This is a genomic window from Candidatus Mycoplasma haematominutum 'Birmingham 1', assembly GCF_000319365.1.
GTDB classification, from domain to species: Bacteria; Bacillota_I; Bacilli_A; order Mycoplasmatales; family Mycoplasmoidaceae; genus Eperythrozoon_A; species Eperythrozoon_A haematominutum.
This window is the reverse complement of sequence record NC_021007.1, coordinates 326,466-338,697: the sequence shown is the minus strand read 5'-3', so window position 1 is coordinate 338,697 and position 12,232 is coordinate 326,466. Positions and strand designations below refer to the sequence as shown.

Sequence of the window (12,232 nt, the reverse complement as noted above, 5' to 3'; positions counted from 1 at the left end):
CCCCCCCCCTTCCTTTTTTACTATTTAGCTAATAAAATAGAGTCGAATTAACTTATATTTTTTTGTGAAAGCCGATTGAAAAGTCCAGGTTGCATTACCAACCTTATTAATTAGTACAACTGTTCCCGGAATTATTTTTTCTGCAGGGGATAATTTTATGAATAATACTTCATTTGCTGTAAATACGGGGGGGGGGCGTCAACCCAGGAAATCGATAATCCTGAATCTAAAAAAATTAATTTAGAACAACTCAAAATTCGAGATTTAGATCTTCCCAAAAAATACGAGCACAAGATAATGGATTTACAGACTACATTCAATGAAGAAAGTTTTTCATTAGACAAAGAAAGGATGTTAAATAAGGAAGACTCGGAGAGATTTATTCAAAAAGCTTATTCAGAAGTCAATAAAGAAATATCCACTCTGAAAATAAAAAGCGCTCAAGCAGAAAAAGTTACAGCAGAAATACAAAAATTAAAAAATTATTTAAAAGACTTTAAAAACGGAGTCCAATTAATTTTGGATGCCGGAAAAACAAATACTCAGCTTAAATCTAAACGGTCAACTAAACTAGAGGCTGCTCCATTAAGCCAAAATCAGAGAATAGCTTTCAAGAAATTCTATGAAAGTTTTGACACTTTGAATTCAGAAGGTAAAAAATATTTTTCAGATTTAATCAAGACTAGTGAAATGACCATCTCAAAAATACCTCTTTACACTTTGAAACATAATTCCAGAGATATATCGAGACAATTGCAAAGAATTAATTGAGAAGGTAAATCCGTTGAATTTAAATTCAAAAATTTAAAGGGAAAGAAAAATTCCAGTGATGGAAATTACGGTTGAGGTAACTGGTCTAGTAACCCTTTTAGTTATTTTTATGAAGATGAAAAAACCTGAAGAGAAGCAGTATCTACAAACGATGAAGCTGAAGCTGCATTTGAATCTTATATGGCAAGAATGAGATTTCCATGTTTAGGATCTACTTTATTGGGAGCCAAAATGGTTGAACATTGTTATTCTTCTAAGAGTTGATATGAATCTCAACTAAATAACAGCAGAAGTAGTGTAGAATATCATATTTCTCGCTGGATGATTAGTCAAATGAAGTATTCGTTATAAAAAGCTTTCCAGCCGGTATATTAAAATAGTTTCTACCTGGAGGTGGTATTTGACTAATTTTGAGTCACTCTTTCGGTTCGCGACCAACTTCCTTTCGCACTTGTATCAGTATTAGCTCATTTTAAGAGGGGGTTAACCCCCCCCTCTCTACCCTCCCCCTCAGACAGTTTGCTGGGTTATAGGATATAAGAATAATCACTTAGTTTTCTTTTAAAGTTGAATCTCAACAACAGAACATTATTGACCTCTCTAGGAATTTTGTTAGCCGGAGGAGGACTTTCCCCTGCATTATCTAATCTTGATACAGTATCTTTTACCCTTCCTTTCGGGGGGGGGCGGCACTCAGCCCCTAACAGGTAAAGAATTAGATAACTTGAATTATCATCAAAACTTAGCTTTTGAAGGAAAACAATTGTCTAGCCTAAATATAAGAATGAAAGAATTTAAAGCCCAAGATATAAAAGAAGTCAGGGAGCAGATTTTAGAGTTGAATAAATCAACTCAACTGGAAACTACAAACTCTGCAGAAAAAGCTTTAGGAATAACTAGTGAAATAGGTCGAGAGACTCAAACACTACAAATTGATAAGAACTCTACTGATGAGGTAACTACAGCTAAGAGTAAAATTTCTTCTCAACTTTCTAACTATAAATCCGCACTTCAAAAAGTACAAAATTATCAATCTACAACTTCCATGAGAAAAAAGAGGAGTACCAAAAAGTCATCAATTCCTGAATTAACTCCCCAAGAAAGAAAAGCTCTTTCCGACTTTTATAAACAATTCCAAGAGCTTAAACAAAAGAAAGGTAATTTTTTAACTAGATTACAAAAAGTGGAAAATTCATCGGAAGCTATTTCAGACAGCTTCAAAACTGACTGCGAATCTTGTAAAAATGTTGAGGCTGCACTCCAAAAAATTAATTGAGAGGGTCCAACTTTAAATATTTTCACTAAAAATGATCGAAAATGAACTGGAACCTCCCCAATCCCTCAAGCTGAGAGCTGAAAAACTTTATGGGGAGATTGAGATAAAAGAGAAAATCCTTATTCACATTTTTGGGAAGTTACTAATTCGGAAAGTGCTAAAAGTTCTGCAAAAAATAGATGAATTTCCGCAGTCGACAAAATTTTTCAAAACAGAAAAAAATATTACCAAACTGTAAACAGTTCTAGTTGAAGAGCGTGCGGGTTAACTATAGGTTTATTTGGAGCTGATTGCGGTTACAGCAAAAAAGGTTCAATGGAACAGGAAATTAAAGATTCACACTCCGAGATAGAGCTGACAGTAGCTAAGGCTCTGTTAACTTGAATGTCTCAACTTAGTTAAAAATGATGTTGCACAAAAATAATAAAGTTGCATTAGCATCACTAGGTGCATTAATTTTAGGGGGCGGTACTTTGCCAGCTACTTCAGGAAATTTAAATTTTTCTCTTGATTTATTGCATTTGTCGAGGGGGGGGGGCAACCACCCAATTACAAGAATTAAAGCTTACTAGTAATCTTTTGCAACTAAATGATACTCCTACTAAAAATATGAATTTAACTGGAAAGTCAAAAATAGAAGCTAGAAAATTAAATGATATTCCAACCGCAGAAATCAATTTCCAAAAGATAGACAATGTAGAAACGGCAGAGCCCTCCCAAAATGTTAGAGAGGTTTATTCAGAAGTCAAAAGAGAAAATACAGCCTTAAATATTAATTCAGAATCAGCTACCGAAGTGAAAACAGCTACTCAAAAAATTTCTGCAGCCGAATCAGCAGCTTACAAGTCAGCTGTAGCAAAAATACAAAAATATAATGCTCCCTCCAGGAGAAAGAGAAGTGTAGCTCAAATGAAGCCTCAAATAGAAAAATTAACAGTTACAGAGAAACAAGCAATTCAAAAATATTATGAGCAGTTTCTCTATTTAAATCAAAAAAGAGATCCTCTCCAGACTCAGTTGAAGACAATAGATAGCAATACTATTTCAGAGACTACTATATCTGCTCAGAAAGATTGTGAAATTTGTCCAGAAGTTGTAGATGCAATCAAAAAAATTAACTGAGGCGGAGAGGAATTAAGTTTGTTCAATAAATCCAAAAAAGCTTGGAGGCAAACAGATAGACCCCCTCAGGAAAGTCAGGTGGTGACTACTTGAGGCTCTCAATGAAATAGAAGTCACCCTTTTAATTTTTTCTATAAGCAGGAGAATAAATTTAAAGAAGCTGTGAAAAATGTAGTTAATACTAGAAAGAAATATTATGACACCGTCAATAGCAGCAGTTGAAGATTATGCGGTTTAACCATTAGATGAATAGGAGCCAGTTGCGGCTATCAAACTAAAGGACCAATGGAACAAAAAATTAAAGATGCTCATTCAGAAATTGAATTGCATATAGGTTCTACATTATTGCAATTTATGCAGCAATTAGGGAATTAATCTAAATCTAGCCAGGATAAATATTGGATAGTTGTTATGAATTAATCGTTAAAGAAGTTAATTTTTTTCAGAAACCAAGCAAGAATTAGCTATATTTCAAAAAACTCTTGAAGCTTAGATTTAAAAATTATTTTCCATTAGCGATATTGTTGGCTGGAGTTAGCGGAGCCACTCCCTCTTGAAGCTATTTTTCCCTACCCAACTTAGCCTCGGGGGGGGCTCTCCCAGTTTAGATTTAACAGCTCAATCTTCTAGTACAAAATCTATTAATTTTGGAACTTCATACATTTCCAATATGACGGCAGTAGGAGAACAGAAAAGCCTCAAGGATTTAACTATTAAGAATTATCTGACTTCCCAGGAAATGGAATTAGCAGAAGCTATCTCCGATTTTGGTCTCTCGAAATCTCAAGAAGATTTACCTTCCCTTTTCAAAGAGATAACGAAAGAAAATAAAGTGACGGAAATTAATTCAAATGCTAAGACTTTAGTACTTCAGAATCAGTCAAAATTACAGCATAAGGCAAGATCTAATTTTCAAAAGGCATTAACAAAATTAAAGGCTTATTCAGGATTGACTTCTAAAAAAGGAAATAGTGAATTATCTAAAGACGAACGTACATCAGTGCGAGACTTTTATGAATCTTTTAGCACCTTAAAAACAGAGTCATACAAACTAAATAGAAATATTAGGAACGCAGAAGGTTTAGAAAGGGATGCAAAAGTAAGTGCAGATAGCTGTAAGGAGTGCACTCAAATTCTTAGCGATTTGACAACTGTAGGATGAACACAAGATGAATTAAATGTATTGGAAAGAACTAGAAGTAAAAGGGTTAGTTACAGAGCTAAAGCGCCTTTAAATTTAGAGCAAGTAATTTCAATGTGGGGAAAATGAGAAGCAGGCACTAATCCTTTTTATTATTTTTTTCAAGACGAAAATGACTACAAAGGAGAATTAACCAAAATGTTGCAGGCTGAAACAGCATATTTCAACGATATGAATAATGCGGGCAAAGCTTTTTGCGGAATTTTATTTTTACCTATTCAGTCCTTAAGTCGAGCATGTTACGGAAATAGAGATTCTCTTAAAAAGGCTGTTGAAAATTCCAAATATAGTTTTCAGTGAAAAATAGGTTCAAAATTAATGAAAAATATGAATCAATTAAGTTAACTTTTCTTTGCTGCAGCATAAAGTCAGGTGGGTAATTCCTGTAGCTTTATTGTCAGGGGCGGGAGGAATTGCTCCCGCATTAGGAGAGCTCTCCCCACCAACATGACCCACACTGTTCGGGGGGGGGCGTCAGCTCATTTAAAACTTTAGGAGAATCTCCACTTAATAAAAAAGCCTTAGAATTAGAAGTCCAAAAGCCCACAAATGTAAAAAATAAAAATTTTTCAACACTTGAAACTTCTGCATTAGATATAGAAGTTACTAATATTTTGGAGGGCGAAAAGATAGATAAATTGGAAATAACACAAAATGCACAACAAAACGTACCCAAGCTTTTTGCAGAACTAAAGAAAGAAGCTAAAGTTGTAGAAATTGATATTCAATCCAAGAGTAAAATTTCCTCTTTTCAAAAAGAATTAAATCGCAGCTCACATCAAAACTTTCAAAAAGCACTAGGAAAAGTAAAAAATTTTAAGAGAGAAAGTTCTAGCGCTGCCCCATGTAGCAGGCAACCGAGATCAGCTGCTACTCAAGTGCCAAAATTATCATCACAGGAGAAAAAAACAATTAGTGATTTCTTTCAAAAGTTTGAAAATTTGAGTCAAGACAAGACGAAATTTTCTGATGAATTAGAGAATTTATCTGGAGAGGTAAAAATATCAAAATTAACTGAAACGATATGTTTAAGTTGCATTCCCAAAAATCTTAGGGAAATAGGATGAAGCGAACAAGAATTAAATATTTTCGAAAAAACACCTTCTTTTAGGAGAAATCCCATTTCCACCCATATGTACTATCAGCAAACTCAAGCACTCAATTCTAGTAAAGCTAAGTCCACCTGAGGAGCTTGGGAGTCTAAAAATCATCCATATCATGAGTTATTTTCTACTGAAGAAGAATGATTAAAGTATGTAACTCAAATTAGTGAAGCTTGGAAGAAATACTATAGCTATATGAATAGTCCCAGCAGAATTGCTACTACTGTTTTTACTTTTGGAATGGCAGGAACAACTGAAAAAAGTGGACTGGAGAAAAAAATAGATGAATCTAAGGCATCTCTAGAACTGGCGATAGGCACTAAACTTATGCAATTAATGAATCAATTAAGTTAATTTTTAATTGATTCGAAATAGACTAAGGGTAGCAATTCCCCTAGCTTTGCTCGCTTCTGGCGTTGGGGGAGCAACACCGAATTTAGGGGCAATTTCACTTCCACCTTGATCTATCGGGGGGGGGCGCCAATGCACTTCAAATTCAGAAGGAAGCATCTGTAGGGCTACAAAAATTAGAGCTAGAAAGCAAAAATATTAATAATTTAAGAGATAAAAATTATGCAGAAATTTCTACCACCACAATAGAGTCACCTCAAGAGAAAATAGCAGCATTATTAGAATTAAATACTTCAGCCGAAATAGGAGCAGATGCCACAAATATTCCCACTATTTTTAAAGAAGTAGATAGAGAGAAAAAATTAGAGCAAATAGATAGAAAGTCTAAAAATAAGGTGGAAGAAGTGAGTAAACAATTAAACTTCAATGATCGTAGGAAATTTCAGTCAGCACTAGATAAGGTTAAAAATTTTGGAATAACCAACACTTTGCCCGCTCCAAGGATAAAGCGATCCCCAAAATCTATGACCACCTCTCCCCATTTGGATTTACAGGAGAAACAAGTAATTAGTGCATTTTTTAGTAAGTTTGAAAGCTTAGATAGCGAACAATCAAAATTATTTTCTGAACTGTCTAAAACCTCAGAAGTTGAACAGTTAAAAAAATTAAATTCAGCTTCCTGCATCTCTTGTATTCCTAAACATCTAAGAACAATAGGATTTACTAGTCAGGAGTTAAATATATTTCACCAGAGAACTAGACATCGTTCCAGTCCTATAAATAAATATCAATATTATTCGGATAATCCTCAATTTGAGAAAGAGCAGGCAAAAACTACTTGAGGAGCTTGAGAAAGTTCCAGTCATCCCTATAGATATTTATTCGAGTCTGAACAAGATTGACTTGATGCAGTAGGGAGAATATCTGATGTTTGAAAAGCATATTACAGCACTATGAACAGTAGGGGAAGAATTACATGTGTTGTTACAAGTATGGTGCTGCCTATAGGAAATTTATGCAATGCCGGGAAGGCGGCTTTAGAAAAAGAAATTGAAGACTCTAAGGCAGCACTTGAACTAGAAATAAGCACTAAATTAATGAATATTATGAAGAGACTGCAAACTTATAAAAATTAGGGTGAAAGACTAAATGAAGATTTAAGATTTTTTGATACTAGCTAAATTAATTAGCTCAGGCTTAGCCAGCCTAAGCGCTTCCGGATTAGGTCTTTATTTCATACCTAAGTTTTCTGATTCAAAAAATTCAACAGCTGATTTCATTTATTCCACCGGAGAAGCATTTGATAGTAAGAAATTTTCAACTTTAGAAAATAGTAGAACCTCTCTTTTACAAACGTTAGAGGGAATGAAACTTAAATTCCAGAAAATTACTGAAGAATTAAAAAAACAGCGAGAGGAGAAACACAATTCCCTGAACACTACTTTTCAGAATATTACACAGGAAGAGGAGAAACTGAAAGCTGAATATGAAAAGGGTCAGAAATGATTAACTGAAATTGGAAAAATTATTAAAGGTATTCAAGGAGCAAATTCTAAGAAGTTACAACTGGATGCAATAATTGCAGAAATTGATTATCTAAATGAATCGCTCGCAAAAATTTATAGTAATTTCCGAACTTGAGGTTTTGCGCTAGAACAGTTTATCTGCGCTATCGACAACCAAACTCAAACTAAAAAATGTGATAAAGAAGAACTTAAAGATTGATTATTAACTTCCACTAGTGAAACAAGCGCTAGAAACATTATTGCGCAAACTTCCTCGGGGGGGGCACAAAAGCCTCTCAAGAAGCACTTACTCAATTAACAGAGTCTAAAAAAATCTTGAAAGAAAAGCAGGAACAAATTAAAAAAGCACTAAAAGCATTAAGAGACAAAAATATCTCTAAATTACTTGAAGGCTCTTTATTGAAGGCTGCAAGAGATTCACTCAACAGAGAGATAGAGCTGCATAGTCAATTTTTAAAAACTTGGAATGATAAAGGATTAGAAGAATCAATGAAAGAAATTAAATCACAAACAGAAAAATTAAATTCTTCCTATCAATCTTTGGAGGAAACTTATAAAAAATGAGAGATAATTAAGCAGCATTTAAGCTCGATACATTCTTATTCATCATTGATAGTTAATTCCATTTGTAGTCAAAAACAAAGTCAGGAGCAGCAGAGCGGAGAATGTTCAAACATGTTAAATCAAACAATTTAGAAGTTGATAGGATTAGCAAAGTTAGTCAGTGTGGGATTGTCAGGACTAAGCGTTACCAGTTTGGGAGCTTTTTTCATACCTAGTCTCGCAGAGCTAGATAGTGAATCTACCGACCTTGTTTATTCGGAGGCAGAACAGGAAATTTCTGATTCGAAGTTAGTCAATTTTGAGACCAAGGAGGCAATCGTATTAAAAAAATTAGCAGACTTACTGGAAAAATTTAAGACAGCATTACAGGGAATAGGCACTACTACTAGTAAGACTCACTCCGAAATATTGACACAATTTTCGAAGGTTAAACAGGAAGAGGTAGAATTGCAACAATCGTATGAACAAAATAAATCAAAATTAGCTGAGTTAAAGAAGTTAGTGGAGGATCATTATTCTATAAATCAAAGAAAATTGCGAAATTCTGCAGAATTGCAGCAAACTCAATTTATAAATAAGTCCCTTCATTCTATTGGAACTACTGTAGATGCTTGGGGCAAGGCTATAGAAACTATTTTGTGCGAAATTCACAATTCAGCTGGAAAAACTCAATGCACAAACTTAAACAATTGACACAAAGATGACCAATATGAGAAAACCACAACATTGGAAGTAAACCTCGGGGGGGGGGCGCCAACACCACACAAGGCGAAGGCTCAAAACAAGCTATAGATACTCTTAAAGGGGTAGTTACTCAATTAGCTGGAAAAAAGCAAAAGTTGAAAGAATTAATAAAGACAAATGTAGGCTTAAATATAAAATACTGAATTCAACAGTGAAATCAAGAGCAGACAGATAAGTTCTATAGTCACCAATTGACATCTTCCCAAACTAAGCTTCAGTCCATGAATGATGAAATTCAAAAGGGAGTTACTGAGAGTAATCAGAAGGCAGAAAAATTAAATGAAACTTATACCAAATTAGCTTGATCTAATAAAAAATGAGAACAGCTGAAGCAGGCATCTTCTACTATTTATGCCTATCAAGGATTATTAAAAAATGCATTGTGCACTAATCTACACAATATAAATAAAGACGGATGTAAAGAATTAACTATAGCTAAATAAATTTATGTCATTTCCATTAGCTAAATTAATTACTTCTGGAGTATTAGGACTTAATACTTCTGGACTTGCGCTATATTTCGGCCTTCAACTTTTTGAAGGAGCCTCCACCTCCCCTCTTTTTGATTCTTCTAGTTCAAGCAATCTAGTATCAGAGGGGAAAGCATTAAAAAAATTCATAGATGGGGAAAAATTAATTATTGAAAAAATAAATGCAGAAATTTCTAAATTTATTGAAACTCTCAAAGCGTTAACTACAGAAAAAACTCAGGAATACTCTAAAATCAGGGAATTTTTTGAGAAAGTGTCTAGTACAGAACAAGAGTTAAAGACGTTTTATGATAGCAATAGGGAAATATTGGAGGAAATAGGAAAGTTAGGCAAATACGAACACGATGTGTCTGCTAAAAAATTGGAGGCAGAAGAAAGTGCTAAAAGGCTGGAATTTTTGAAAGAGAGTTTAAAGAAAGTTAGTGGGGTAATGCATGGATGAGGCGTTTCTGTGCAGGAGTTGATATGTGCGCTTGAAAACGCAGCAGAAAATAATTGTCGCTCCAAAGCCAATTCATGATTCAGCTCAAACAGTTCAGGAAGTACTAGTAATTTAACCGGGGGGGGGCGCCGACAGTTCAAATCCAGGAACAGGCTCAGATCAAGCCAAAAAACAGCTACAAGATTCCAAAGAAGAGTTAGAGCAAGAGCTTCAAAAACTCAAAAGAGAGTTCTGAACTAATTTAATGAGTCTTTGAGCCAGAACTCATGAAAAAGAAATTGTAGATACTTTTAAAAATAGAATAGAAACAGCATTAACACAGTTAAAACAACAATTGAACACCCAAAAAGAGAAGTTAGACTCTAACGCGCAACAAACTCAATTTAAGACTGAAGAGTTAAATAAGTTTTATTCCAACTTAAATGATTTTTACAGGAAGTGAGAAGGTATCAAGATGCTTGAGAGCAGCATTTCCCAATATAAGGGAGTTTTGGAAAATTACAGAAAGAAGAGTCTAGTTAGTGAGGGAGATTCCTCCCTAGGTAGATAGTTTTGCTTTCTCTAGCTAAATTAGTTAGTTCAGGTTTAACTGGACTAAGCGCTACTGGTTTAGGAGCTTACTTTACTCCCGGGCTACTTACTGATGCGGGAGAATCTTCCAATCTACTGTATTTTTCCAATAGTGATGAATTTTCTGAATCTCAATTAACAAGACTTACGGATCAAAATAAGGCAAATTTAGATAAACTAGAGGAAATATTTAAAAATTATTCAGCTTCGATTGCAGCATTAATTGACTCTATTAAGAGCGAACATAAGACAATTACATCTTTTTTTACAAAAGTGCAGGAAACAGAATCCAAATTACAGCAGCTATACGAAAAGAATGAAACTTATTTAAAACAGTTGCAGGAATTTATGAAAACTTACTATGAGACTAGTGAAAAAAAATTACAGATAGAGCAATTATTACATCAGACTAAGTACTGAAATAAATTTCTTCTTTCACTAGGAAATGTAATTTCCGGTTGAGGACTTTCCCTAGAGAAATTTTTGTGCGCCATTAATGATCAACGGGGAACTAAAAATTGTGATACTGAAACAAAAACTTGAGTTACAGAGAGCGAATCTACAGGAAATACTACCGTTCAAGCTCAGTGGGGGGGGGGGCACTGAAGCATCCAGCACTGCACTTAAACAATTACAGGAGGCAGCAGAAAAAATTAAGCAGGAAAAAGAAAAGCTAAAAAAATTATTTGTGGGTACAGGAGCACTAAATTTCGCTACTATTCATAATCAATCCTATTTGGAGCGAAAACACTCTGCATATGAAAAAGGATTATTAGCACTTCAAGAATTACAACGTCAATTTAATGAGGAAATTCAAAAGATAGATAATTCTAGCAAAAGCGAGACAGATACCTTAAATGAAAATTACACTAAACTTCAAAGTTCCATTACTAAATGAGAGGAATTTAAAAAAGTAACTTCTGCGATTCACAGATGAAGGGGAGATATTCAAAATTCAATTTGTGTGTTATCCCCCTCTTCAACTCAAGGCAATTGCGTTTTTCCCAAAAACCTTTAGTTAGAATCACTCAAAAATGCCTTTTTTAGGTTTATCTAAGTTAGTTAGTCTAGGACTTACAGGGCTAGGCTCTACAGGAGCAGGAATATACTTTACCCCTTTTTTAATAGAGGGGAAAAGTTTCCCAGGACAGCTATCGAATGATAGGGGAGAGGAAATTAATGTTTCTACCTATCTAGAAAGCGCAGCAGAGCTTGAGTCTAAATTATCGGGCTTGTATAGCAAATTTGAGTCGGTGCTTAAAAATACTCAATCGAAAAAAGAAACTCAGAGGAAAGAAATAGAAACTAGTTTTCAGAAAGTAGCTGAACGGGAAGAGAAATTGGAATCAGAATATAAGCAAAATGAAAAGTTAATTCAAGAGATGGAAAAAATTTTGAAATCTCTGTTTGAGAACAATAAAAAGAAATTAGAAGTCGAAGCAGCCTTGAAAAGTTTTTCAACCTATAATCAGCTCATGTTTCAGGCTAATTCTTATATGCATGAATGAGGTAGCTCTCTAAAGAAATTTATCTGCGCTATCGATAATAAAGGAGCAGCTTCAGATTGTGAGTCTAAAGCCAAAGAGTGATTGAAAAATCAAGGCAGCACTCAAGACGCCGAACCAGTTGCATTGGCTAGTACTTCGGGGGGGGGCACAGAAAGTTCGAAAGCGGCACTTAATCAGTTAGAACAGTCAAAACAGGCGCTTGAAACCAAGTTACAAGCATTAGCTACAGCACTAAATAAAAACTTAATTCAACAACTTAAGGTAACAGTAGCTGAAGCTTTATCTACTCAGGGAAAACAGCACTATGAAAATAAAGCAACTTTTTTAACTTCACTTTCAAATTCTTTAACTCAGAACTTACAGACTTCGGTTGCAACAAGTCAGGAAACCACTAGAGAATTAAATAAGTCTTATGAAAACCTAAAGACTAATTATCAAAAGTGGGAGATAATTAAATCCAATGAAACTGTATTACATAGACATAAATCAAGTATTCAGTCTTTTTTATGCAATGACCTCCATCCCAGAGAATCAACTGTCTGTCCCAAACAGCTTCACTAATT

At 34.5% G+C, this 12,232-nt stretch carries 18 protein-coding genes; all 18 read left to right on the top strand.

Features of this window, described 5'->3' with window-relative positions; translation table 4 throughout:
* The first annotated feature begins 64 nt into the window (after positions 1-64).
* The 18 genes from MHM_RS02985 (at position 65) to MHM_RS01775 (ending at position 12,230) form a co-directional block, all read left to right on the top strand.
* Positions 65-244 carry a hypothetical protein gene (locus tag MHM_RS02985; protein ID WP_043902128.1) on the top strand — a complete coding sequence of 60 codons (180 nt, stop codon included), beginning with the start codon at positions 65-67 and terminating at the stop codon, positions 242-244.
* Positions 245-297: 53 nt separating this feature from the next.
* Positions 298-1,122, top strand: coding sequence for a hypothetical protein (locus MHM_RS01855; protein WP_043902127.1), 825 nt, complete (start codon positions 298-300; stop codon positions 1,120-1,122).
* Positions 1,123-1,420: 298 nt separating this feature from the next.
* Positions 1,421-2,449: a hypothetical protein gene (locus MHM_RS01850; RefSeq protein WP_043902126.1), complete on the top strand. Its 1,029-nt coding sequence runs from the start codon at positions 1,421-1,423 to the stop codon at positions 2,447-2,449.
* A gap of 2 nt (positions 2,450-2,451) precedes the next feature.
* On the top strand, positions 2,452-2,619 hold the full coding sequence (locus MHM_RS02980) for a hypothetical protein (RefSeq protein WP_015511739.1): 168 nt from the start codon (positions 2,452-2,454) through the stop codon (positions 2,617-2,619).
* Positions 2,555-3,544 carry a hypothetical protein gene (locus MHM_RS01845; RefSeq protein WP_146222377.1) on the top strand — a complete coding sequence of 330 codons (990 nt, stop codon included), beginning with the start codon at positions 2,555-2,557 and terminating at the stop codon, positions 3,542-3,544. Before MHM_RS02980 ends, MHM_RS01845 begins: the two co-directional genes overlap by 65 nt.
* 178 nt (positions 3,545-3,722) lie before the next feature.
* A complete protein-coding gene (locus tag MHM_RS01840) occupies positions 3,723-4,715 on the top strand; it encodes a hypothetical protein (protein ID WP_043902124.1) in 993 nt (330 codons plus the stop codon).
* A 269-nt stretch (positions 4,716-4,984) separates the two neighbouring features.
* Positions 4,985-5,827, top strand: a complete 843-nt coding sequence (locus MHM_RS01835) for a hypothetical protein (protein WP_015511734.1) — start codon at positions 4,985-4,987, stop codon at positions 5,825-5,827.
* Positions 5,828-5,834: 7 nt separating this feature from the next.
* On the top strand, positions 5,835-6,026 hold the full coding sequence (locus MHM_RS02975) for a hypothetical protein (RefSeq protein WP_015511733.1): 192 nt from the start codon (positions 5,835-5,837) through the stop codon (positions 6,024-6,026).
* Between the two features lie 193 nt (positions 6,027-6,219).
* Entirely contained in the window at positions 6,220-6,960 is a 741-nt protein-coding gene (locus tag MHM_RS01820; RefSeq protein ID WP_187286218.1) for a hypothetical protein, read from the top strand.
* A 31-nt stretch (positions 6,961-6,991) separates the two neighbouring features.
* The gene (locus tag MHM_RS01815) at positions 6,992-7,648 is read left to right on the top strand and encodes a hypothetical protein (RefSeq protein WP_015511731.1); all 657 of its coding nucleotides are present in this window, start codon (positions 6,992-6,994) and stop codon (positions 7,646-7,648) included.
* A gap of 17 nt (positions 7,649-7,665) precedes the next feature.
* Positions 7,666-8,046, top strand: coding sequence for a hypothetical protein (locus MHM_RS01810; protein ID WP_015511730.1), 381 nt, complete (start codon positions 7,666-7,668; stop codon positions 8,044-8,046).
* Between the two features lie 3 nt (positions 8,047-8,049).
* Positions 8,050-8,706, top strand: a complete 657-nt coding sequence (locus tag MHM_RS01805) for a hypothetical protein (protein ID WP_015511729.1) — start codon at positions 8,050-8,052, stop codon at positions 8,704-8,706.
* Between the two features lie 47 nt (positions 8,707-8,753).
* Positions 8,754-9,101: a hypothetical protein gene (locus MHM_RS01800; protein ID WP_043902121.1), complete on the top strand. Its 348-nt coding sequence runs from the start codon at positions 8,754-8,756 to the stop codon at positions 9,099-9,101.
* Between the two features lie 4 nt (positions 9,102-9,105).
* Positions 9,106-9,831 carry a hypothetical protein gene (locus MHM_RS01795; RefSeq protein WP_015511727.1) on the top strand — a complete coding sequence of 242 codons (726 nt, stop codon included), beginning with the start codon at positions 9,106-9,108 and terminating at the stop codon, positions 9,829-9,831.
* A 4-nt stretch (positions 9,832-9,835) separates the two neighbouring features.
* Positions 9,836-10,141: a hypothetical protein gene (locus tag MHM_RS01790; protein WP_015511726.1), complete on the top strand. Its 306-nt coding sequence runs from the start codon at positions 9,836-9,838 to the stop codon at positions 10,139-10,141.
* A 2-nt stretch (positions 10,142-10,143) separates the two neighbouring features.
* Positions 10,144-10,788 (top strand): hypothetical protein, encoded by a 645-nt coding sequence (locus MHM_RS01785; RefSeq protein WP_015511725.1) that lies wholly within the window; start codon positions 10,144-10,146, stop codon positions 10,786-10,788.
* Positions 10,682-11,179, top strand: coding sequence for a hypothetical protein (locus MHM_RS01780; protein ID WP_146222373.1), 498 nt, complete (start codon positions 10,682-10,684; stop codon positions 11,177-11,179). Before MHM_RS01785 ends, MHM_RS01780 begins: the two co-directional genes overlap by 107 nt.
* A gap of 16 nt (positions 11,180-11,195) precedes the next feature.
* Positions 11,196-12,230, top strand: a complete 1,035-nt coding sequence (locus tag MHM_RS01775) for a hypothetical protein (RefSeq protein WP_015511723.1) — start codon at positions 11,196-11,198, stop codon at positions 12,228-12,230.
* Positions 12,231-12,232: the final 2 nt, after the last annotated feature.